Consider the following 22,764-nt stretch of genomic DNA (forward strand, 5'->3'; position numbering starts at 1 on the left):
ATATGGCGGTAAGCCGCGCAAGCGGCACATCAGAATGAGGGCAGACGGTGGCAACCCGGGCACAGAGCGGGCCGATTCCAGCGATTAATCGGTGGCGGAAATCCCGAAAACTGCGCAATTTCGGCACCTTGGGCTTGGTTCTTCTAGGCCCAGCTTTGGCGCTTGCCACCTATCTGGTCATTGGTCCATTCGATCTGGGTGCAACCGCTCCGACGCTGCGACTAATCCTCCTTGCAGACCTGGTTTATGTGCTGGTCGTTGCCGGGTTGGTTCTGGGGCAGGTCGGCACACTCATCGCCGCCCGCCGTGCGAAATCCGCAGGATCTCGACTTCACTTGAGGCTGATCGGCGCATTTACGCTGTTGGCGCTGGTTCCAACTGTGACTGTTGCGATCTTTGCAGGCCTGACAGTGAATATCGGCCTTGAAGGGTGGTTCTCGGATCGTGTTCGGCAGGTGGTCGGTTCATCCCTTTCAGCGGCAGAAGCGTATGAGCAGGAACACAGGGAAGGTCTGACGCAAGACGCGGTTGTCTTGGCTCGGTTCCTGGACAACGCTAGGTCTCGGGATTTCTACATCTCAGATGCAGAACTGCGCGAAGTTCTTGCGCAAGGACAAGCGCAGATCCAACGGGGTCTACGTGAGGCATATGTAATTGATGGAAGTGGCGAAATTCGCTCGCGCGGTGATCGTTCTTACCTGTTCAATTACGAGGCCCCGACACCAGAGCAAATGATCGAAGCCGCTGACGATGGGCTATTGATCATTGCGGATTGGCAGAACAGCGAATTCCGTGCGCTGGTTCCGCTGCAAGCCTATCTGGACCGGTATCTTTATGTCAGCCGCGAAGTCGATGGCCAATTGCTGACATTGCTCGACGACACCAAGGAAACGGTGCAGTTCTATCAGCAGCTTGAAAGCGAACGCGGCCGGGTGCTTTTTGAGTTCGGGCTTTTGTATCTGGGCTTTGCGGTCATTCTTATTCTGGCGGCAATGTCATTGGGCATGTGGTTCGCTGAGCGCCTTTCGCGTCCAGTGGGGCGGCTTACCACGGCGGCTCAGCGTGTCGGTGCAGGCGACTTGAGCGTTCAGGTCATCGAAGAAGCCAGCGACGATGAAATTGCTATGTTAGGCCGTTATTTCAACCAGATGACGCGACAACTTAAAGGTCAGCGCGACACTCTACTAGAGAACACGCGCCAGATTGAACGCCGTCGTCGTCTTTTCGATTCGGTTCTTAGCTCTGTGACTTCGGGCGTGGTCGGAGTTGACCCAGATGGATGCGTGACTTTCGTCAACAGGTCGGCCGAGCGTCTTTTGGATTGGTCGCGTGTCGACGAACAACTTGCCATCGGAATCGCTGTTCCTGAGTTTCTGCCTCTGTTCGAAAGCCTCAAGGAAAGTGGTCAAGAAGCAGTTCAGGGTGAAGTGAAGGTCACGCGAAAAGGTCAATTAGAGAACTTGCTTGTCCGCATGGCGACTCGCCGGGGTGAAGATGGCGGCTTGGAAGGTTACGTGGTTGCCTTTGACGATGTAACTGACTTGGTCAGTGCGCAAAGAATGGCTGCCTGGGGCGATGTGGCGCGCCGAATTGCGCACGAAATCAAGAACCCTTTGACCCCAATCCAACTGAGTGCTGAACGTATCAAACGAAAATTCTCCCGCAAATTGGATGAAGAGGACTGCGATAGCCTCGTATCGATGACGGACGTTATCGTGCGCCAAACCAACGACTTACGACGGATCGTTGATGAGTTTTCGAAGTTCGCTCGCATGCCCGAACCAGATCGGCGTGAGGAAGACATCGTTGGATTGGTTCGCGAAGCAGTGTTGTTGCAACAAGCCGGGCAGCCTGATGTTGAGATTAATGCCTCGCTACCGGACCAGCCAATTTTGGCAGACGTTGATGCAACGATGGTGAGTCAGGCACTGACCAACCTGATTAAAAATGCGGGCGAGGCAATCGAAAGCCTCAAGAAAAAAGACCCGCCTGAGAATCTGGCACCGCAAATCCGTGTAGATGTTTCTACTGATGATGCGGGTACGGTGATCACTATTGCAGATAACGGCATTGGCCTACCGGAAGACCGGGCACGGCTGTTCGAGCCGTATGTGACCACACGAGACGAGGGGACCGGATTAGGCTTGCCCATCGTCAAAAAGATTATCGAAGAACATGGTGGCGCACTCACCCTTGAGGACGCCCCAGTCTTTGACGGACAGGACCATTTTGGCGCGATGGCCGTGATCCGATTACCGGGGGGCAATTTATCCCCGACCGCTGCGCCTCAAAAGCAGGCAATTCATACTAACAAACTGAAAGCAGGCCAAAGATGAGTGACATTCTGATCGTAGATGACGAGCGCGATATTCGCGAGCTGGTGTCCGATATTCTGGAGGACGAAGGCTATTCAACCCGGCTGGCAGGCAACTCGGATGAGTGCATGGCAGCGATCAACAACGAGCCGCCCGGGTTGCTGATTTTGGATATCTGGTTGAAAGACAGCCGCATGGATGGGATCGACATCCTGAAGGCAGTCAAACGAGATAATCCGGATGTTCCGGTGGTGATCATTTCCGGCCACGGCAACATCGAAATTGCAGTGGCTGCAATCAAACAGGGCGCGTACGACTTTATCGAAAAGCCCTTTAACATCGACCAGCTGATGGTGGTGATCCGTCGCGCCATGGAGACGTCTCGCCTGCGTCGCGAGAATGCGTCGCTCAAGCGCAAAGAAGTCACCAGCTCGGATATGATCGGCAAGTCTGCAGCCTTCCGTGCAATGCAAAACCAGCTGGACAAAGTCACCAAATCCAACGGGCGTGTCATGCTGAGTGGCCCTGCAGGTTCTGGCAAGGAAATCGCGGCTCGGTACATCCACGCCCATTCAAACCGTGCCAACGCTCCTTTCGTCACAGTGAACTGTGCCGGTATCGAGCCTGAGCGCGTCGAAGAGGTTCTGTTCGGACGGGAGTCGTCAGAACGGGGCGTTGAAATCGGTCTGTTGGAAGAAGCGCATGGCGGCGTAATCTATTTCGATGAGGTCGCTGACATGCCTATGGGTACGCAGTCAAAAATTCTGCGTGTGTTGGTTGACCAACAGTTCCAGCGGGTAGGCGGTTCTGACAAGGTGCGGGTCGATCTGCGGGTTATTTCGTCGACCAACCGAGATCTAGACGATGAAATCGCCGCCGACCGGTTCCGAGAGGAGCTTTATCACCGCCTGAACGTTGTGCCGATTGCCGTGCCTTCTCTGGAAGAGCGCCGCGAAGACATTCCTGTGCTGGCTCAGCATTTCATTGAAATGTGCAATGAAACTCAGGGCCTGACACAGCGCGAAATATCGGAAGAGGCGGTCGCGTTATTGCAGACGATGACCTGGCCCGGAAACGTGCGGCAGCTCAAGAACCTCATTGAGCGTGTTCTGATCTTGGGTGAGGGAACTGGCCCCATCGAAGCAAAGGAGCTTCCTGCGGAAGAAGAGAAGACCGACGACTCGCGCCGTGTTGTCCTGTCAGGCGCACTGGCGACTTTGCCGCTGCGTGAGGCCAGAGAGGCGTTCGAGCGTGAGTATCTGCTGACCCAGATCAATCGTTTTGGTGGTAACATCAGCCGTACTGCCAGCTTTGTAGGCATGGAACGCAGCGCGCTGCACCGTAAGCTAAAGTCTTTGGGGGTTGTGACCTCGAACAAAGCTGGCGCTCGTGTGGCTCAGCTAGATGAACCAGAACCGGCGGAGTGATCCGCCGGTCGTTTATCCGGGCTGACCGGGTGTAATGATCTGGAGCGATCCGTCGTCAAATTTGACAAAACACGAAGAGGTGCTGAGCGGCGGCAGTTGTGTCGTGCGAACCGCGGGCACCTTTGACTTAACGTTTTGGCGGCATGGCGGCAGGCTAACGGGGCGGTATCCCTTTTGAGCCATGCACTGCGCCTCGACGTTGTTGCGAAGACCTTTGTTCACGTCCACGGTGTAAACTTGGCCGGGTTGCCACCAACCTGGGGTGCGGTGGCATCGACCCCTACTGTCGCAATAGGTGCGCCCGGGCCAATAGACCGGCGGGTTTTGCCGCAACTGATTGGCGACTGGGGCATCCTTGAGTGCCTGAACTTGGCACTGCGTCGTTTCTTCCTGCATACGCGATACGCTTTCACCCTCGCGGTAATACAGCGAAAGCGGGCCGCAGGACGTAAGGACTATTAAAGGAATGAGTAAACGAAGTACTGTTTTCATAGGGTTATCTTGCCCTAGCTTCGCGTCTATGACAATTCAATTGACCGCTTTGGGGGCATCTGTCATTCAAAGATTTCAGGCAGAAAGGCCAATACCATGAAGGTCATCATTTGCGGCGCTGGTCAGGTGGGCTGGCAGATTGCTCGGCACTTATCGGGCGAACTTAACGACGTAACAGTTGTCGATAACAATCCCGATCTGGTGCGCCGCGCGACCGAAACTTTGGACGTTCAAGGGATCGCCGGGTTTGCCAGTTATCCGGATGTGCTGGATAGGGCAGGTGCCCGCGACGCCGACATGATCATTGCCGCGACCCATTCGGACGAGGTGAACATGGTCACCTGCCAAATGGCGCACTCGGTCTTTTCGATCCAGCGCAAGATCGCGCGCCTGCGGTCGAAATCTTATCTTCAGGCCATCCACTCGGACTTGTTCCGACGCGACCACCTGCCGATTGATGTGGTGATCAGCCCCGAACGCGAAGTGGCCGCTGCGGCCATGCAGCGCCTTTCTGCGCCGTCGGCCTTTGACACAGAAATGTTCATGGACGGCAAGGCGCAACTGCTGGGCATACGTATCGACGAAGACTGCCCCATCGTGAACACACCGCTGCGCCAGTTGACGGATCTGTTTTCGACACTCAGCTCAATTGTTGTGGGGGTACGGCGCGACGGTACTCTGTTCGCTCCGGAATCCGAAGACCAGCTGTTTGTGGGTGACGAGTGTTACGTCTTTACGAATGTCAAAGATGTCGATCGAACGATGGAGGTCTTCGGCAAGGCGCAAAAGAAACAGGATCGCGTAGTTATCGTCGGTGGCGGCAACGTCGGCCTTGAAGTTGCGCGGACCCTTGAGGAGCGCGAAAGCCGGGTACGTGCCAAAATCATCGAACGTGATCGCCGATGTGCAGAACTGGCAGCCGAGACACTAGAGAGGACAATCGTTCTGAACGGTGACGGTTTGGATGCCGCTCTGCTACGCGAAGCAGGCATCGAACGCGCCGACGCGATGTTGGCCGTTACTGACGATGATCGAGCCAATATGCTGGCGGCTGTAAGAGCCAAGGCCGAAGGCTGTGCCTTGGCGATCGCCTTGATCAACGACCCCAGCATGGTAGCGCTCATGGGGCCACTGGGGATTGATGCCTACATCAACCCGCGGGCAACGACCGTGAGCTCGATCCTACGTCACATCCGTCACGGCCGCGTTCGGCAAGTATACTCTATCGGCGACGCCGAAGCCGAGGTGATTGAGGCTGAGGTACTTTCGACTTCTCCAATGGCGGGGCAGAAACTGCGGGACATTGATTTCCCAGAAGGCGTGCTGGTCGGAGCTGTTCTCAAAGGGGACGAACTGCTACGTCCTACTGGAAGCCTGCGGATCGAGGAAAAAGACGTGGTGGCGATCTTTGCAATGGCCAAGGACGTACCCGAGGTTGAGCGGCTTATGCAGGTTTCGATCGATTTCTTCTGATGGCGAGGGTTAGGGCACAACGGATTGGTCTGGTGCGGCGCCTGCCGCTGTTCCTGCTGATTTGGGGTGTGTTTGCTCTGTCGATGTGGGTGCCTGCCATCTATGCGCTGGCATTGGATAACCACGACACGTCGCGCTCGTTCTTCTATTCCGGTTTGCTCGGCCTGTTCGTGGTTGCGACGATAGCGGTGGCTTCGTCAAACCGCGTGCCGCGTCGTGGAACTTTGGGACAGTTGGCAGTGTTGTTGGGGTGTTTCACCGTATTGCCGTTGTTTCTGGCAATTCCTCTGCACGATGCTCTTGGAACCACAACGTTTTTGAACGCGTATTTCGACATGGTTAGTGCGCTCACAACTACAGGGGCGGATATTTTCCCGGATCCAGACCGGCTTACTGCTCCTCTACACCTTTGGCGTGCGCTTGTTGGTTGGATGGGCGGGCTGATCATGTGGGTTTCAGCCGCTGCTATTTTGGCTCCGCTATCGCTGGGTGGGTTTGAGGTGACCGCGCGCGGGCAACCCGGGCGTCCTGTTTCGGGTGTGGCGCAAAGTGAAAAGGTCGACCCCAGAGGGCGCCTGATCCGGGTGACCCGAACATTGACGCCCGTCTATGCAGGCCTGACGGCCGTAATTTGGCTTCTGCTGTTGATCGCAGGTGAAAACGGCCTGACAGCGATCTGTCACGCAATGTCAACGATGGCCACATCCGGTATCTCTCCGGTCGGAGGTTTGGAGGGCGCGCAGGCTGGTATCACGGGCGAAGCCATACTGTTTCTGTTCTTGTTCTTCGCTCTGTCTAGGCTCACTTTTTCGACAGATACCGCCACAACCGGATACTCGCGGTTGGACAAAGATCCGGAGTTTCGGATCGGCCTGATGATTGTGGTCGGCGTCGCCGCGCTGTTATTCTTTCGTGTTCTGGCTGGTGTCCACGAAATCGGCGGCCAGATGGAGCCGTTTCAGGCGCTGAGTGTGGCTTGGGGGATGGTTTTCACGGTTCTTTCTTTTCTAACCACAGCCGGTTTCGAGAGTGCGAACTGGAACGATGCTCAGCAGCTTTCTGGGCTAGGGACGCCGGGGTTGATCCTGATGGGGCTGGCCCTGATCGGCGGTGGCGTGGCGACGACGGCGGGCGGGGTGAAACTGCTTCGCGTTTTTGCCCTGTACTTAAACGGTGCACGCGAAATTGACCGCCTGATTTACCCGTCCTCCGTAAGTGGAGTGGGCGGCGGCAACCGTCGTATCCAAAGCGATGGAGCCTTCATCGCCTGGATCTTTTTAATGATGTTCGCGCTTACTGCGGCCGTTTTTAACCTGCTTCTCGCGGTCATGGGCGCAGGGTTCGAACAGGCCATGGTTTTGAGTATCGCTGCCCTGAGTACGACGGGGCCACTGATCGAACTGGCCACGGACGTTCCGATCCGTTTGGTGGACCTTTCAGCTGGAGCTAAGCTGACAATGTGTGCCGCCATGGTGATTGGGCGACTGGAAACACTGGCGATCATTGCGCTAATTACGCCAAGCCTTTGGCGAGATTAAGATACATCAGGAACGAATTGACTGATTTTTCGTCTGGAAACTCGGTTAATGACTCTCCATACTCTGCCAGAGGGAGCGCGTTGGTCCGCAGCGCGTAGCAAGAACAATGGCGAGATAATAAAATATGGCTTCGGACAGACAGAATCTTCAGGACGCGTTCCTGAATAATGTACGGAAAGCAAAAGTACCGGTCACAATTTTCCTGATCAACGGTGTGAAATTGCAGGGTGTGATCACCTGGTTCGACAATTTTTGCGTGTTACTTCGCCGCGACGGACAGTCGCAGCTGGTATATAAACATGCGATTTCGACGATCATGCCGTCACAGCCGATCAGCCTGTATGAGGGCGAAGACGCCTCTTGATGGAACATGATAGGACGCGCACCCGGGCTTGGGTGCTGCATCCGGAAATCAAATCAGATGAACAGCGCCGTGTCCCCGAACCAGCGCTGGAAGAGGCGGTGGCATTGGCTGCCGCTTTACCCGATCTTGATGTGATCGGGTCCGAGGTCGTGCGCCTGCAACGCGCACAGCCGGGATTACTTTTTGGTAGCGGCAAAATTGAAGAACTGGCCGAGCGTCTGCACGACAGTGAAATCGAACTGGTGCTGATCGACGGCCCGGTTTCGCCCGTTCAGCAACGGAACCTTGAGAAGGCGTGGAAAGTCAAAATCCTCGACCGCACAGGGCTAATTCTCGAAATTTTCAGTGACCGCGCGCGAACCCGCGAGGGTGTGCTACAGGTTGAGATGGCGGCGCTTAGCTATCAACGCACGCGACTCGTTCGGGCCTGGACCCACTTGGAACGGCAACGTGGTGGTTTGGGATTCGTCGGTGGTCCCGGCGAAACTCAGATTGAGGCTGACCGCCGCGCAATCGATGAACAACTGGTGCGTCTGCGACGCCAGCTGCAAAAGGTGGTCAAAACTCGAACTTTGCACAGGGCGGCGCGGGCTAAGGTGCCTTATCCGATTGTTGCGCTGGTCGGGTATACGAACGCTGGCAAATCAACGTTGTTCAATCGCCTGACGGGTGCCGAGGTGATGGCCAAGGACATGCTGTTCGCCACTCTTGACCCGACGATGCGACGAGTCCAACTACCCGACGGCCCCGAAGTTATCCTTTCGGACACGGTGGGCTTTATTTCGGATTTGCCCACCGAACTGGTCGCAGCCTTCCGTGCAACGCTCGAAGAGGTTTTGGGCGCAGATATCGTCGTTCATGTTCGTGACATCAGCCACGAGGAAACCGAAGCGCAAGCGCAGGATGTTGAGGCTATTCTGACCTCACTGGGTGTGGATGATGAACGCCCTCGGCTTGAAGTTTGGAACAAGATCGACCTGCTAAGTGCCGAAGAGCGCGAGGCGGCTTTAGCGCGGGCAGAACGGGACCAATCGATCTTTGCAATCTCGGCGGTGACGGGTGAGGGGATCGAGCCGTTGTTGGCTGAGATCGCAACCAAGTTACAGGGTGTTCGGCACGAGCTCACTCTGACGCTGACGTTTGCTCAAGGTGACAAACGTGCGTGGTTGTTCAGGCAGGATGTGGTTCGTTCAGAAAAACAGACCGAAGATGGGTTTGAAATCACCGTATTGTGGACGGACAAACAAGCCGCACAGTTTTCGGCGCTTTAATCTTTATTGCCCGTCAATTTGGCGTTGATAGTCTTCGGCATCAAACCAACCCAACGATGACTGAATTTTGTGATCATTGGTTAGTTCCCACTCTTCCCAGCCGCGGGTGACGACAAGGTTGCCCGTTTGCGCGTGGTGACCTTCTAAAGTCCAGACAAAGATCGCGTGCTGACCGGCCCATCTGAGCATGTCGCATCGGACTTCAAGGTCGGGGAAGTCTGAATGAAATCCGCGCGCCATCTCGGCCACCGCTGCGCGCCCGACAATCGGGTCTCCTCGGTTGATCGAAATCTGCCCATCAGCGGCGAAAAACTCGGCCACAGCGTTTGCGTCACCAGAGCTCCAGGCGATCGCATAGTCCCGTGCAAGATTATTTAGTCTATCCCGAATACTAGCCATTTGTGCCCCCCGGTCCCAACTCCTCGGCCCTAAGATCGTAGGCGAAAAGGCGGGTCGGCGTCCACGGTGGCAAAATGTGAGGGGCAAGGTCTTGCCGAGGCAGCAAAAATTAGCGCGGGATCAGGTTTGTGACGCCGACTGCGGCAGCCCGCGCTAGGTCGATATCCAATGACATGGGGATATATTCGCCTCGACGCCACAACTGCGCCTGATCGTCATAGTAGCGCGAAAGGAAATGGCCGGACTGACCCGTAGCAGTGATAAAGACGGAACTGTCGGGATCGGCAAAATCGTAAACACCGCGATACCCGGCGCCGTGCACATTCTGGAATGGATCTTTGCCTTCACCCGAGGTTCGGCCGCGCAGAAGCGTGTTATCTCCTCCGCTGGTCGATTGGCGGATATTAACAAAGAAACGCAACACCGGGACTGACCCCAGAACCGGATGATCATGAGTGGCCTGATGCGCATCCCCCCACCGCAGTGATTCCAGAGCGGTTCCATAATTCTCGGAGATCCAAATAATCGCGTCGTCTAAGGCCAGTCGCGCCATGTCGGTGCATGTCTCGGTTGGAGCGCTTTGGCGAACGTCACACCATACGGACGCCCCATCGATGTCTCGGTAAACACGTTCGATGAACAGCGGTTCCACATGTTTGTATTCGGCCGCCAGAGGACCCAATTCGTCAGAGATCAGGCGAATTTGCAGTGCCCGCAACCACGCGGCATAGATCAGCGGCTCAGGTAAATGCTCGTTCATCTCGCCGTTCCATTCGGCCAGCAAAGACAGAGCGATCTGACGCTGGCGTTCTGGTGTGCCTTCGGGCGCAGAAGCCCCGGTGAACCACAGATCCGCGCCAATAAGTGGCAGTAATGATCGAGCTGTAAAGCTGACGGTATCCAGCTGCGCCTCGATAAAGCTGTCACGGGTGTGGACTTCACGAGATTGCATCAGCCGTTCCCAACGGTGAACTCGTTGGGTGTCTCCCCATTCATAGGACACATGTTCCGGGAAGGGGCGGTCGATGATCTTATTGTTCGTGTTCCCGAGAATTCCGCCCGCCGGGGCGACGAATTCAGGATTGTCGACATAGGGCAAGCGACCTTGCCAAAGATTTTCGGCCAGCCAGCCGGGGGTAGGGATGCGACCCCGGCTTTGGTTTCGCAGGTCACGTTTTGGCATTGCACCAATCAGTTTCAAGCCGATCGTGTCCTTGTCGACCAGCGAAAGGTTTTGCGAAGGAGCGATAAACTTCTCTCCGGCCTCAATCGCTTGCCGAACGGTTTCGGCGTTCATCAAGGCCATCGAAGCCGTCATCGACGTGTCCCGTGGACTAAGGGCCGTCCACGATAAAGAAGCCACATGACCGGCAGGGGTTATCGTCTCCAGATCATAGTGGCTGCCGGGCAAGACAGGTCCGTTTTCCGTCCAGCGCAAGGTCAGCGTAATAGGGGCTTCGTCCTTGATTTCGAGGATAGATGGGCGCGTGCGGAACTTTTTGAAGCCATCCGGCGTCAGGTATTCTTCCGGGTTGTCCGGGTTTAGTTGTTCTATGTGAACGTCCTGATCGTCCAAGTACGACGATGTAAGACCCCAGCCCAACCGATCACTTCGTCCTGTCATGACAGCTGGAACGCCGGGTATCGTCGCGCCGATCACGCCACCTTTCGCCAGTTCCAACCGAGCAAGATACCAGACCCCGGGGGCCGTAAAGCCCAGATGTGGGTCGTTCGCCAACAAGGTGCCGCCGCTGGCCGAGCGTGAAGGTGCCGCAGTCCATGCATTGGATGCCCCCGCCAGTCCGCGTTTCGGGAATGGCGACAGCGGGGTTTCGGGCATAGGTGTGCCACGGGCATAGCGAGGCAGGTTGGGAAATAGTGCGGCGTATTCGGGCAAAGCCGCAATGCCTTCTCCGGGCACATTCGGCAGGATATCTGCCAGCCTTGTAGGGTCGTTCAGCATCAGAGAAGTACGTGCGCGCAGCACCTCATCCTGCAGATGCCCTGACAGTTGCAGCCCCATCAATTTGATCACAGCGATGCTGTCACCTGGCTGCCACGGAGACACCGGAGCGTTAAACAGGAACATTTCCGGGGCACCGCGGCCCAGAGCGGCTTCGTTGATCTCGTCCAGCCGTGCGTTCACACCGGCGGCATAGGCGCGCAGCGCTGCTTTGGTGTAGTCGTCCTGAACGTCGACCGAACGATGCGCCAGGCTGTAAAGATCCAATCGGCGCAGCAGCTTGTCGATTGGGACCGTTCGCTTACCAAAGACCTCGGAGAGGCGTCCCTGTGCTGTACGACGCATGATTGTCATCTGCCAAAGGCGATCTTGCGCATGGGCGTAACCCAGACCAAAAAACACATCAGGGTCGTTTTCGGCAAGGATATGCGGGACGTTGGCCGTATCGCGGATGATCTCGACAGGAGCGCTCAGCCCCCTGACTTCAACCGTCTGATCGTAGTCCGGCAGAGACTGGCTGGCCAAAAAATACACCAACCCAATTGCAGCCAAAGCCAGCAGGATCAGACCAGAGGTAATACGCACAAGCCAGCGAAACACGAATCCCATCTGTGACCCACAATCCTGATCAATTTCCGATTGCGGCAAGACTAGTGGATGGCCGTGCTGACCGAAAGAGGAACAGCCCCGGAATATTCGTCTTTACAGCACTATAAACAAGAAACCCCGCCACAGTTCAGGCTGGTGGCGGGGTTGCAAGAGTGGTCGTGGTAATCCGACGTTACGGAATAATGCGTGTGTATTTCGTACCTTCGACGGTTGCGCCAATTTGCAGCCCGGCTTGGCCGAATACAGCGGCCAAAACTGGAGAACGCAACGTCGTTGTGTCGGTAGACAGCGAGTCGCCCTGATCGCTGACGACGTAACCAATATCAGCACCTGCAGTCCAACCGCTGGAACGGCGGAAGTCGTTCAACGCATCTTGCGTCATAAAGAACAGGACATGGGCATATTGCTGAGCACCGATCTGTAGTCCGGCGGTGCCTTTTACAGCGGAGTAGTAATCGACTGTCGCGCCATTGATACGCAGGGCGCCTCGGCCGTAACCGCCGCCGAAAACAAAGCCGGCTTCGGTGATCAGGGGCATGACCAACATTCCGTTGGACTTGTTCGCAATCTCAACTGTGTTGGGATAGCGCGCATACATTTCGGTTAGTGTTGCATCGACGCGAGCGTCGATCGTTGCGGCGTTTGAATTGCCGACACCATTACCGCAAGCTGCGGTCAGCGTCAGGCCGGCCATGCCAAAAGCAAAGCCACGACGGCTCAGTCGGGGTGCGTTGGAACTGCTCATAATTTTTTCTCTGTATTACTGCCTGATTTGTCGGGTGATCCCGATCTTGTGTGCAAGAATACGCCGATTGACGCTGCGTGTCACGGGAAAGCTGAGTGACCGCAGGACGCAATCGGCGAAAAATTGCGATAATTTGGGGTTTTAGCTCTGAACGATGCGGGCGACCTCGGGCGCGAAGTAGGTCAGAATGCCGTCGCATCCTGCGCGCTTGAAGGCCAGCAAACTTTCCAACATTACCTTTTCGCCGTCGATCCATCCGTTCTGTGCAGCAGCCTGAACCATCGCGTATTCACCTGACACCTGATAGGCATAAGTTGGTGCGCCAAAGGCGTCTTTGACACGGCGGCAGATGTCCAAGTATGGCATCCCCGGCTTGATCATGACCATATCTGCACCTTCGGTTAGATCGCGTTCAATCAGGCGAAGGGCTTCGTTCGAATTGGCCGGGTCCATCTGGTAGGTCTTTTTGTCCCCGGTCAGAGCACCCGATGCGCCCACCGCATCTCGGAAGGGGCCATAGAAAGCACTCGCGTATTTAGCGGCATAGCTCAGGATCATCACGTTCTGATGCCCTGCCGACTCCAAAGCGCGGCGCATTTCGCCGATCCGACCGTCCATCATGTCAGATGGGCCAATGATGTCCGCTCCGGCCTCGGCCTGAGCGAGCGTCATTTTGACCAACGCCTCGACCGTCTGGTCGTTCACGATTTCGCCATCCACGACATACCCGTCATGGCCATTGATGTTGTAAGGGTCCAGTGCAACGTCAGTCATGACCGCGATTTCAGGAGCGGCCTCTTTTATTGCACGGATGGCGCGGTTTGACAGGTTGTCAGGATTCCAAGCCTCGGCGCAGTCTTCGGTTTTCAGGCTGGGATCGGTGTACGGAAAAATACAAATCGCCGGAATTCCAAGCGCCTGTGCCTCAACTGCGGCTTTGGCAATCAGGTCAACCGAACGGCGCACTACACCCGGCATGGAGGGTACGGGCTCTTCGATACCTTCACCATCGCGCACGAAAACCGGCCAGATCAGATCGTCGGTGGTAAGCGTGTTTTCCCTTACAAGTCCGCGTACTGCCTCTGATTGGCGCGCCCGGCGAAAACGGGTCAGAGGATAGGGGGCGATGGTCGGTTTCATGTCGCGCTCTCCTTGAATATTCCCGCATTGGGTGGCATGAATTCTTCGTAGTCTCAAGGGTTAGGATGATCGCACCCCAGCGAAAAGCCCATCAAGACACGGAACAAAGGGCTGACGCTTGGACTTATACTCTTCGATTTTCGAAATCATCGACATGCGCAGCTTTTCGAATCTGTGGTACTGGATCGGACTGGCCGTTTTGTGGTCTTCGGCAAGTCATTGGGCGATGGGAGTCCCTTACGATCTTGTTTCGCGTGCGCAGCGGGTCGGAGGGCCGGCTGAGCAAGACTTGTTAGATATCGTTCGAATAAACGGAAACCGGCTGCTCTACATCGTAGAGGTTTCCGGTTTGGCTATTCTGGGGCTTAGCTGCTTTATCTTCACGGGGCTTGCAATGCTTGGGTTCGTGTATGGTGTCGAGTTCGCTCAGGCCGTTTTCCTACTGCTGTTTCCCCTTAGCTTTGTTTTCCTGATCAACCTTTCTGCTGCACGCAAGTTGCGCCGTACTGAACCCGGCATAGAAGGGGTGACCAAAGTCCTTATGAGATGCAGGATTTATACTCAGGTCGTTGGCATGATTTCGATCTTGATAACGTGTCTTTGGGGGATGTATCAGAACTTCTCGATCAGCGTTCCAGGTTGGTAAAATCAGAAAGGCAAGGCGATGAAGGCTCCGAACCATGTAACGGTTGGCGGTGCCCCCGAAGGGTTTGACGCGCAGCTTGTTCTGAATGAGATCGCACGTTCGGGTGGGCCGGTCTGCCATGTCGCTAGGGATGACAAGCGAATGGAGGCGATGCGGGCCGCGCTTGCGTTCTTTGCTCCCGACATGCCGGTGTTTGTTTTCCCTGGATGGGATTGTTTGCCTTACGATCGGGTTTCCCCAAATCCTGACATAGCGGCGGCCCGGGTGGCAACGTTGGCTGCGCTGGTGCATCAGATGCCCGACCAGTTCGTTCTGTTGACTACACTCAATGCGGCGACCCAAAGGGTGCCAGCGCGCGAGGTATTGCGAGAAGCTGCCTTTACTGCGCGAGTTGATCACCGTGTGGATGAAACCGCGTTACGGAATTTTCTGGTTCGAATGGGTTTCACTCAAAGCCCAACGGTGATGGAGCCCGGTGACTATGCGATCCGCGGTGGTATTATCGACATCTTTCCTCCTGGTGAATCCGGTCCGGTGCGGTTGGACCTGTTCGGGGATGTTTTGGACGGCGCTCGGCGGTTTGATCCGGTGTCGCAGCGCACGACTGAAAAGTTGGACGTTGTAGAGCTGGCCCCCGTCTCTGAGGTTATTCTGGACGATGCCGCGATTACTCGGTTCAGGCAGAACTATCGCATCGAGTTTGGTGCAGCGGGAACCGACGACCCGCTTTACGAGGCCGTAAGCGCCGGTCGAAAACACCAAGGTATCGAACACTGGCTGCCGTTCTTCCATGAAAAGTTAGAGACGCTGTTTGACTATCTGCCGAACGCAACAGTTACGGTAGATGATCAGGTGACACCGGCACGACTTGCGCGCTGGGATACGATTGCCGACCAATACGAAACTCGTCGACTGGCGTTGGAGAACCGTTCCCGGATGGACACGGTGTATAAACCCACGCCGCCTGGTCTGCTGTATTTGGACGATGCTGCGTGGGATCAGGTTATTGGTGATCGGCGGGTAATGCAGTTCAGCCCATTGCCCCAGGCCAGCGGCCCCGGCGTGATTGATGCAGGAGGACGTATCGGTCGAAACTTTGCGCCTGAGCGGCAGCAGGAAAGCATCAGTCTGTTTGGCGCTCTGGCCAGCCACATCACTGACAAACTTGCCAAGGGCCCTGTGCTGATTGCGTCCTATTCTGAGGGGGCCCGGGAACGTCTGACAGGACTGATCGAAGACGAGGGGCTGGCCGAGGCCATCCCAATCACCAACGGTACCCGTGTGGGTAAGCGGGGTCTTCATCTGGCTGTTTGGGCCTTGGAGCACGGGTTTGAGACGCCAGATCTAACCGTGATTGCCGAACAGGACGTTCTGGGTGACCGTCTGATACGGCAACCCAAGAAGCGCCGTAAGGCCGAGAACTTTTTGACCGAAACCCAGTCTCTAAGCCCCGGGGATCTGGTGGTGCATGTGGACCACGGTATCGGACGCTATATGGGCATGGAGGTCGTCACCGCCGCTGGTGCTGCCCATGAATGTCTGCTGTTAGAATACGCCGAGCAGGCCAAGCTGTACCTGCCGGTTGAGAATATCGAGCTGCTATCGAAATACGGCCATGACGAGGGCCTGCTGGATCGTTTGGGTGGCGGTGCATGGCAGGCCAAGAAGGCCAAGCTCAAAGAGCGCATCCGCGAGATGGCGGACAAGCTGATCCGCATCGCTGCGGAACGTGCTCTGCGCAAGGCGCCGGTCATGGATCCTCCGCCCCACGCGTGGGAGGAGTTCAGCGCCCGTTTCCCGTATCAGGAAACCGACGACCAGTTGCGCGCCATCTCGGAAGTCATGGAGGACATGCATTCCGGTGCTCCGATGGATCGTCTGATCTGCGGCGATGTTGGGTTCGGCAAAACCGAAGTGGCAATGCGCGCTGCCTTTGTTGCGGCTATGTCAGGCGTTCAGGTGGCCGTGATTGCGCCGACCACGCTGTTGGCCCGCCAGCATGCGGCGTCGTTTAAGGAACGTTTCCGCGGCTTTCCGCTAGAGGTTCGACAGCTGTCGCGCTTTGTTTCGGCTAAAGAAGCGCAGCAAACCCGCGATGGGCTTTCGCGCGGGACGATCGACATTGTAATCGGTACTCACGCGCTGTTGGCAAAAGGGATCCGATTTAACAATCTGGGTTTGCTGATTATCGACGAAGAGCAGCACTTTGGTGTTGGCCACAAAGAGCGCCTGAAACAGCTGCGTAGTGACATCCACGTGTTGACTCTGACTGCGACGCCGATCCCGCGGACACTTCAATTGTCGCTGACCGGAGTTCGCGATTTGTCGATCATCGGCACGCCGCCCATAGACCGTCTAGCGATCCGTACTTACGTCAGCGAATTTGACGCGGTCACGATCCGCGAAGCACTGCTGCGGGAACATTATCGTGGTGGCCAGAGCTTTTACGTAGTCCCGCGCATCTCGGATCTCCCCGAGATCGAAGAATTCCTGAAAGAGCAACTGCCCGAGCTAACCTATGTTGTAGCTCACGGACAGATGGCTGCAGGCGAACTCGATGACCGGATGAATGCCTTCTACGACGGCAAGTATGATGTGCTGCTGGCGACAACGATTGTGGAAAGCGGGCTGGATATTCCCACAGCCAACACGATGGTCGTACACCGAGCGGACATGTTCGGCTTGGCTCAGCTCTATCAAATTCGGGGTCGAGTAGGGCGATCTAAGACGCGTGCCTATGCATACCTTACGACCAAGCCGCGTCAAAAGCTGACTGCGACGGCTGAAAAGCGTCTGCGTGTTCTTGGTTCGTTGGATACTCTTGGGGCTGGATTTACGCTAGCCAGCCAGGACCTCGACATCCGCGGCGCAGGTAATCTGCTTGGAGAGGAACAGTCGGGCCAGATGCGAGATGTGGGGTATGAACTCTACCAGTCGATGCTGGAAGAGGCGATTGCCAAGATCAAAGCGGGTGAGATGGAAGGGCTCAGCGATGCTGACGACCAATGGGCGCCGCAGATAAACCTTGGCGTTCCGGTTCTGATCCCCGAGGATTACGTGCCTGATCTGGATGTGCGGTTGGGTCTGTACCGTCGCTTGTCGTCGCTTTCGACCAAGGTTGAGTTGGAAGGCTTTGCCGCTGAGTTGATCGATCGGTTCGGAACGCTGCCAAAAGAGGTGAACACCCTAATGTTGGTCGTGCGCATCAAGGCGATGTGCAAACGGGCAGGCATTGCCAAGCTGGACGGAGGTCCAAAGGGCGCGACAATTCAATTCCACAACGACAAGTTCGCCTCTCCACAAGGCTTGGTCGAGTTCATCCAGAACCAACGCGGGTTGGCCAAGGTGAAGGACAACAAAATCGTTGTACGCCGCGATTGGAAAAAGGACAGCGACAAGATCAAGGGAGCTTTCGCTATCGCCCGCGATCTCGCCGAGAAGGTGATGGCTGAGAAGAAGAAAAAGGCTCAGACTTAGGTTCGATCCAAAATTTGTGCCAATCTGGTGCTGTATTTCCTGAGCGGTATTGGATTTTAGAATGCACAAACCCTTTTTGGTTTACCTCTTTCTTGCCTTGCCGGTTTCAGCGGCCCCGCCGCAGAAACTGGAGGTAATCGGAACCTTTGAAGAGTTCGAAGAGCATGGCGATGCGATCGAACTCGGTGCTTCAGTTAATGTGAGCGGTGCGGCCTGTATGGCCAATGGGCTGTGTTTTGCCGCTGCAGATGAAGGACGCTTTGTTCAAGCATTCAAGCTGAAGGACGAGGCTGTGTTCGTCGGACAGCGGTTATACATGGCTGAAACCAAGAATAAGAAGAAATCGGAGTTAAAGGATTTTGACCTCGAAGGGGTGACGGTCGCAGGTGATAACCTGATTGTAGTGGGTTCGCATTCTCGCGGCCGTAAAAGCTGCAAATCTCCGAAACGCAGCACGCGGATTTTTTGGGGAAAGGTGACTCCCGATTGATAGGCACCCGAAGCCCTTTGACGCAAAAGGAGGTTTCGCTGGAGCCGTTGTTCGAGCAGTTCGATAAATTGAGAGATAGCTTTGACGTTCCCTTGCAGAAAAATGGGCTGAACATAGAGGCACTCGCGGCTTTGGATGAAACTGTACTGATCGGGTTTCGTGGGCCCTATCCCAAAGATGAGCCTGCGCGGGTCTTGATTGCAGAGTTCCCGCTTCATGCATTGGAAAACGGTGACTTTTCCGATGCCTCTCTGCACGAGGTTTCCGTCTCAGCCGAATTGGGGCGTGGGATCAGGGGGATGGAGCGGTCGGGCGATAGTGTGTTCCTTCTCTTGGGGGATGCAGGAGTAGGTGCCGGTACCAAGCCGGACTGTGATCAGCCAAGCCCACACCTCACAGGGGTTTTTTCGGTGCATCGGTGGCAACCGGGTAGCGCAAATGCGGAGCATGTGATGGACATCGTTCCCCCCGATCCAGATTGGAAAGCTGAAGGCCTCTTGCCGTTGGACGCTACAAGGTTCGTTGTCTTTTTTGACGGGCCGCCCAATGGCAGCCCCCACATCTACAGTTTGGACTAGTCGCCGCTGACAAATGTGCACAGTTGCCATTCGCCAGTGTCCGATTTTGCGAACGCGGCGCGAAACCCGACCATTGACCACAAGAAATCGCGGTGAATGAAACCCTGTGTTCCATCTGTCAACAACACGCGCTGATACTCGGCGTCGTCCTGAAAGTCGCGGACAATTGCTATCTCATAGCTCACCGAGTCGAGTACAGAAGCGCTGCGATCTGCAGCCTGGCGCAAAGCCACATCTGAACCAGTGACATAGTAGGCCGTCGTCGGATCCAATGACGCGGGTAGGGTGATCTGCCATTGATGCGGCATCCAGAATTCACCTTCTTCGTCAAAGTACCCCGGTTGAGAAAGAGTGCTTTCCAGATCGCTCCAATAAGCCTCACGAAGCGCGTCGGCGTCTTCGCGATACTCTTCCGACAGCGTATCAGGGTCGAGGATCAGATTGGTGCGCAGTTCTTCGGGTCCGCCGTTGCCTCCGTGACTCAGGTGAATGTCCGGGCAAGCCGATGCCACTACTGCATCGATGTTCCGTGCAGCCACATCGGCCAGTAGGGCATTGCGAAACGTGACCAATGACGGGTCTTGAGCAGCCTGATCAACTGGCGGAAAGGACTGACGTTCTGCAAGAGCCGGGCCGCATAGCAACGCAGCCAATAATAGTGCGATCCTCATTCAGCGGCCCTCATCGCTGCCTGTGCGCAGAAACATGATGCTCCGACGGCTCGGTCGGCGCGTGCCAATGCAAGGTCAAGTCGTTGTTTGATCTGAATAACTTCCACGGTCTCACCACGGGACTTCAAACAATCATGCAGACCTTTGAGGCTCCAGACGTTGTCTGGGTGGATTGAAGCGCGGCTAAGATCGCCGCCTAACCCTAGATCTTCGCGGTATACCGCTTCGGCGTCGGCCACATGGCCCTGCTCGTACAACAATGCCCCCAGTGCGTGGCGAGTGGGCTGCATCCAGCCCCACGGTTCATCGTAGGGTAAGGTGTCGTCCAGCTCGACGGATCGGCGCAGATGGGCGTAAGCGATTTCGTAATTGCCCTTTCGGTATTCGATCTCTCCACGCAGCATCTCACGGGCGATTTCAAGCAGATCGACCACTCGATTGTTGTGCATCAGGCGTGTTTCGGGAACGCAGGCTTTCGCGGAAAGAAAGAGTTGTTCTTCGGCTTCAGCCTCAGCCACCTGATCAGTTGCTGCGTGCGCAATAGCACGGGCATAGTGGGTCGTAGCTGTCAGGGTGCGATAAAGGTCCGGATCGCTGGGTAACTCTAGCGCTTTAGCCTCTTCCCAGCGTCCAAAACGGATCAGGATGTGTGGCCCCATCGACATGTAGCTTTCAAAGTAGTCGGCCATCGGCGGGCTTTCGACGCGCAACATGTCTTCGGGTGTTGTGTCCCATAGGCCCTGATTGGCACGCAAGGCCGGCTCCATCTGACCCAGAAACAGCGCGCCATAGATGACGAAGTGGTAATCGTGCTGGCGATAACCTGTGTAGATGTTGAACGCACCTTCACGCTCAAAATATTTCAGGTCGGCTTCAATCGCCTTTTCATTCCAATAGACCACATTGTGATAGTGGCCACACAACACGTCGATATGGGTTGGCATGTGCACCAAGTGACCCGCATCTGGGACGAGAGTGCGCAAGACATCCCCGGCCTTTAACGCTTTTTCCGGAGTAGGCGACATCTCCATCAGATGCACGTAAAGGTGCAAAAGACCGGGATGTGACATGGCCGCTGGGTCCTGCGCCATTGCACCTTCCAGTGCCTTCTGGGCTTCAAGCGTCGCTGCACCTTCTGCTGGCTGGCCTGTCTTGAGATCCCACATTTGCCAGGGTGTCAGGTTCAGAAGGGACTCAACGTAAATGGTCCGCAGATCCAGATGATCTGGCTGCTCGGCAAAGGCAGCGCGCATGGCGTCGGCAAAATCGTGATCCCAGGCTTGCATGCCCTCAATCGGGTCTCGCTGAGGATAGCGGGAAGGTAACGCGCGGATCAGGGCTTGTTCTTCTGGCGTACATTTGTCAACCAAAGCCAGGGCCTGTTGGGTGGCGTCAAAAGCTTGCGCCAACGCTTTCTTTTGTCCGCGATCGTCTCGTAAGTCCCAAGGAAGGTTGTAGTTGGGACCGGCCGCATACGCGACGCCCCAAAAGGCCATAGCGCAATCAGGGTCGTGTTCCGCTGCACGCTGAAAGCAGACCACGGCCTCATCATGGTTATATCCATATGTCCAAACCAACCCCCGATCGAACCACAACTGTGCCTCGGCCGAAGATGTGGTGACAGTACAGGAATGGGTGCCCAGATCATAATCGTAACTCATCGCCACCCCCTTATCGCGAATTCAAAGTCCATACTCTCGGGTTATTCTTTGCTTCTTCACGGAGGTAAACAGAATACAAAGCTAATCCCAATATCACGCTAAACACCAAAAAGTTCACGCCGAGCGATCGCATGACACCGCGGCGATAATTGCGCCCTTTCCACGTGCCCCGGTACTCGTTCGGTTTGCGCGACCTTGGATTAAGATGCTGAAACTGCTTTGCCATCTTCGCCTCTTTAGCCTGAAGCAAGATTAGCGCGATTCATTCACCCTGCACAGATCAGGCGGGCACTCTGTCTTCGATCCGCCCCATGTGCAGCATTAAGCCAAAGCCTAGTGTGCACATGGTGAGAATGCCAACTGCCAGCGGCATGATTGATCCATCGAACAGTTGCCCAATGGGGGCTGCGATCGCAGCGGCCAAAACTGTCGAGATTGCACCAATGACCGAGGCTGCCATACCTGCAATATGGCCCATAGGCTCCATCGCGATCGCATTCAAATTGCCCATAGTCATGCCGGCCATAAAGAACACAGCGGTTTGCCAGCTGACAAAAAGTGCAAAGGATAGGGTCGGCGACAAGTTTATTGTGTTCAATGCGATGACAGCAGTTGTGAAAACGATCTGCGCGCCAAGAACCCAGGTAACGATCCGTCTCATTCCTAGGCGAACAACCAGCGCTGCGTTGAGCAGACTGGCAGAGCCTGACATCAAAGCCACAAAGCCAAACCAGAAGGGAAAGCTCTCGGCGCTGTCATGGATGATGTCATAGATCGGCTGTACCATTGTAAGCATGGTGAACAGCATCCCAAGGCACAGTGTTTGCACCATTATCGAAATCCGCACTGTCGGGTGAGTGACCATCTCGCGAGCGGCATCCAGCATCAGTGGTAGGCGCAGCGGTCGGCGATTTTCAGTGGCGAGGGATTCGGGCAAACGCAACCCCATCCAGACAATCGTGATCAGCGAGAACAACATGAAAGATACAAATATGCCGCGCCATCCGGTCAGGGCGATAACCCCGGCCCCCAACATCGGTGCAATTGCCGGAACAAGGGTAAAGATCATCATGGCAATTGAGACAATGCGCGCCATTTCGCGGCCTGAATAAAGGTCTCGAATAATTGCCATTGCGACAACACGTGGAGCAGCGCAACCAACCCCTTGGAGGATGCGGGCAATCAGCAGCATCTCAAGCGAGGAGCTTGCCCAGGCCATTGCCGCCGCCACGATGTAAAGTGTCGATCCGACGTATATGACAGGCTTGCGACCGAAGGCATCGGAGAGCGGGCCTGTGAAAAAGGTGCCAAGGCCCAACCCCAAAACAAAGGAAGTCAGGATCAACTGGGCTTTGTTCAGGTCATCAGGGCTCAGCTGAGCGCCAATTTTCGGCAGCGCCGGAAGCATCGAGTCGATCGAAAACGCAATTGTCGCAAACATCATCGCGACAAGTGCAACGAATTCACCCCGAGACATGCGATTGGCCATTACGTTCTCCTAACCT

General features: G+C 55.7%; 18 protein-coding genes. 10 read left to right on the plus strand and 8 right to left on the minus strand.

Annotated features, from left to right (window positions below; translation table 11 throughout):
• The first annotated feature begins 47 nt into the window (after positions 1–47).
• Both ACR0EO_RS02295 and ntrX read left to right on the plus strand, forming a co-directional pair.
• A complete protein-coding gene (locus ACR0EO_RS02295) occupies positions 48–2,336 on the plus strand; it encodes a sensor histidine kinase NtrY-like (protein ID WP_480686807.1) in 2,289 nt (762 codons plus the stop codon).
• Positions 2,333–3,742: a nitrogen assimilation response regulator NtrX gene (ntrX, locus tag ACR0EO_RS02300; protein WP_480686808.1), complete on the plus strand. Its 1,410-nt coding sequence runs from the start codon at positions 2,333–2,335 to the stop codon at positions 3,740–3,742. The genes ACR0EO_RS02295 and ntrX overlap by 4 nt, the downstream gene beginning before the upstream one ends.
• A gap of 12 nt (positions 3,743–3,754) precedes the next feature.
• Here the strand turns inward: ntrX and ACR0EO_RS02305 are convergent, their stop codons facing one another.
• Positions 3,755–4,234, minus strand: a complete 480-nt coding sequence (locus ACR0EO_RS02305) for a hypothetical protein (protein WP_480686809.1) — start codon at positions 4,232–4,234, stop codon at positions 3,755–3,757.
• Between the two features lie 96 nt (positions 4,235–4,330).
• Between ACR0EO_RS02305 and trkA the strand changes: the two genes are divergently transcribed.
• From trkA to hflX, 4 genes are all read left to right on the plus strand, one after another.
• A complete protein-coding gene (gene trkA, locus ACR0EO_RS02310) occupies positions 4,331–5,707 on the plus strand; it encodes a Trk system potassium transporter TrkA (RefSeq protein ID WP_480686810.1) in 1,377 nt (458 codons plus the stop codon).
• Positions 5,707–7,245 carry a TrkH family potassium uptake protein gene (locus tag ACR0EO_RS02315; RefSeq protein WP_480686811.1) on the plus strand — a complete coding sequence of 513 codons (1,539 nt, stop codon included), beginning with the start codon at positions 5,707–5,709 and terminating at the stop codon, positions 7,243–7,245. The genes trkA and ACR0EO_RS02315 overlap by 1 nt, the downstream gene beginning before the upstream one ends.
• 124 nt (positions 7,246–7,369) lie before the next feature.
• A complete protein-coding gene (gene hfq, locus ACR0EO_RS02320) occupies positions 7,370–7,609 on the plus strand; it encodes an RNA chaperone Hfq (protein ID WP_010440340.1) in 240 nt (79 codons plus the stop codon).
• Positions 7,609–8,880 (plus strand): GTPase HflX, encoded by a 1,272-nt coding sequence (gene hflX / locus ACR0EO_RS02325; protein WP_480686812.1) that lies wholly within the window; start codon positions 7,609–7,611, stop codon positions 8,878–8,880. Before hfq ends, hflX begins: the two co-directional genes overlap by 1 nt.
• Before the next feature lie 3 nt (positions 8,881–8,883).
• Here hflX and ACR0EO_RS02330 read toward each other — a convergent pair whose 3' ends face one another.
• From ACR0EO_RS02330 to hemB, 4 genes are all read right to left on the minus strand, one after another.
• Entirely contained in the window at positions 8,884–9,279 is a 396-nt protein-coding gene (locus tag ACR0EO_RS02330; protein ID WP_480686813.1) for a nuclear transport factor 2 family protein, read from the minus strand.
• Positions 9,280–9,388: 109 nt separating this feature from the next.
• Entirely contained in the window at positions 9,389–11,851 is a 2,463-nt protein-coding gene (locus ACR0EO_RS02335) for a penicillin acylase family protein (RefSeq protein ID WP_480686814.1), read from the minus strand.
• Between the two features lie 172 nt (positions 11,852–12,023).
• Positions 12,024–12,596, minus strand: a complete 573-nt coding sequence (locus ACR0EO_RS02340; protein WP_480686815.1) for a lipid-binding SYLF domain-containing protein — start codon at positions 12,594–12,596, stop codon at positions 12,024–12,026.
• A gap of 141 nt (positions 12,597–12,737) precedes the next feature.
• On the minus strand, positions 12,738–13,736 hold the full coding sequence (gene hemB / locus ACR0EO_RS02345; protein ID WP_480686816.1) for a porphobilinogen synthase: 999 nt from the start codon (positions 13,734–13,736) through the stop codon (positions 12,738–12,740).
• A gap of 118 nt (positions 13,737–13,854) precedes the next feature.
• Between hemB and ACR0EO_RS02350 the strand changes: the two genes are divergently transcribed.
• The 4 genes from ACR0EO_RS02350 to ACR0EO_RS02365 all read left to right on the plus strand — a co-directional run bounded on the left by ACR0EO_RS02350 (position 13,855) and on the right by ACR0EO_RS02365 (position 18,927).
• A complete protein-coding gene (locus ACR0EO_RS02350) occupies positions 13,855–14,382 on the plus strand; it encodes a component of SufBCD complex (RefSeq protein ID WP_480686817.1) in 528 nt (175 codons plus the stop codon).
• A gap of 18 nt (positions 14,383–14,400) precedes the next feature.
• Positions 14,401–17,859, plus strand: coding sequence for a transcription-repair coupling factor (gene mfd, locus ACR0EO_RS02355; RefSeq protein ID WP_480686818.1), 3,459 nt, complete (start codon positions 14,401–14,403; stop codon positions 17,857–17,859).
• Positions 17,860–17,920: 61 nt separating this feature from the next.
• Positions 17,921–18,349, plus strand: coding sequence for a DUF3616 domain-containing protein (locus tag ACR0EO_RS02360; RefSeq protein WP_480686819.1), 429 nt, complete (start codon positions 17,921–17,923; stop codon positions 18,347–18,349).
• A complete protein-coding gene (locus tag ACR0EO_RS02365) occupies positions 18,346–18,927 on the plus strand; it encodes a DUF3616 domain-containing protein (RefSeq protein ID WP_480686820.1) in 582 nt (193 codons plus the stop codon). Before ACR0EO_RS02360 ends, ACR0EO_RS02365 begins: the two co-directional genes overlap by 4 nt.
• Here the strand turns inward: ACR0EO_RS02365 and ACR0EO_RS02370 are convergent.
• The 3 genes from ACR0EO_RS02370 to ACR0EO_RS02380 all read right to left on the minus strand — a co-directional run bounded on the left by ACR0EO_RS02370 (position 18,924) and on the right by ACR0EO_RS02380 (position 22,748).
• Positions 18,924–19,598: an SH3 domain-containing protein gene (locus tag ACR0EO_RS02370; RefSeq protein ID WP_480686821.1), complete on the minus strand. Its 675-nt coding sequence runs from the start codon at positions 19,596–19,598 to the stop codon at positions 18,924–18,926. The two genes, ACR0EO_RS02365 and ACR0EO_RS02370, sit on opposite strands and share 4 nt — an antisense overlap.
• Entirely contained in the window at positions 19,595–21,259 is a 1,665-nt protein-coding gene (locus ACR0EO_RS02375; RefSeq protein ID WP_480686822.1) for a hypothetical protein, read from the minus strand. Before ACR0EO_RS02375 ends, ACR0EO_RS02370 begins: the two co-directional genes overlap by 4 nt.
• Before the next feature lie 280 nt (positions 21,260–21,539).
• Entirely contained in the window at positions 21,540–22,748 is a 1,209-nt protein-coding gene (locus tag ACR0EO_RS02380; RefSeq protein ID WP_480686823.1) for a multidrug effflux MFS transporter, read from the minus strand.
• Positions 22,749–22,764 lie beyond the last annotated feature (16 nt).

The organism is Ruegeria sp. BE9, assembly GCF_056538765.1.

Coding starts and splice junctions, on each gene's coding strand:
- ACR0EO_RS02380 (WP_480686823.1), bottom strand. CDS start 22,748: ATGGCCAATCGCATGTCTCGGGGTGAATTCGTTGCACTTGTCGCGATG.
- mfd (WP_480686818.1), top strand. CDS start 14,401: ATGAAGGCTCCGAACCATGTAACGGTTGGCGGTGCCCCCGAAGGGTTT.
- ACR0EO_RS02305 (WP_480686809.1), bottom strand. CDS start 4,234: ATGAAAACAGTACTTCGTTTACTCATTCCTTTAATAGTCCTTACGTCC.
- ACR0EO_RS02360 (WP_480686819.1), top strand. CDS start 17,921: ATGCACAAACCCTTTTTGGTTTACCTCTTTCTTGCCTTGCCGGTTTCA.
- hflX (WP_480686812.1), top strand. CDS start 7,609: ATGGAACATGATAGGACGCGCACCCGGGCTTGGGTGCTGCATCCGGAA.
- ACR0EO_RS02330 (WP_480686813.1), bottom strand. CDS start 9,279: ATGGCTAGTATTCGGGATAGACTAAATAATCTTGCACGGGACTATGCG.
- trkA (WP_480686810.1), top strand. CDS start 4,331: ATGAAGGTCATCATTTGCGGCGCTGGTCAGGTGGGCTGGCAGATTGCT.
- hfq (WP_010440340.1), top strand. CDS start 7,370: ATGGCTTCGGACAGACAGAATCTTCAGGACGCGTTCCTGAATAATGTA.
- ACR0EO_RS02335 (WP_480686814.1), bottom strand. CDS start 11,851: ATGGGATTCGTGTTTCGCTGGCTTGTGCGTATTACCTCTGGTCTGATC.
- hemB (WP_480686816.1), bottom strand. CDS start 13,736: ATGAAACCGACCATCGCCCCCTATCCTCTGACCCGTTTTCGCCGGGCG.
- ACR0EO_RS02375 (WP_480686822.1), bottom strand. CDS start 21,259: ATGAGTTACGATTATGATCTGGGCACCCATTCCTGTACTGTCACCACA.
- ACR0EO_RS02315 (WP_480686811.1), top strand. CDS start 5,707: ATGGCGAGGGTTAGGGCACAACGGATTGGTCTGGTGCGGCGCCTGCCG.
- ntrX (WP_480686808.1), top strand. CDS start 2,333: ATGAGTGACATTCTGATCGTAGATGACGAGCGCGATATTCGCGAGCTG.
- ACR0EO_RS02370 (WP_480686821.1), bottom strand. CDS start 19,598: ATGAGGATCGCACTATTATTGGCTGCGTTGCTATGCGGCCCGGCTCTT.
- ACR0EO_RS02340 (WP_480686815.1), bottom strand. CDS start 12,596: ATGAGCAGTTCCAACGCACCCCGACTGAGCCGTCGTGGCTTTGCTTTT.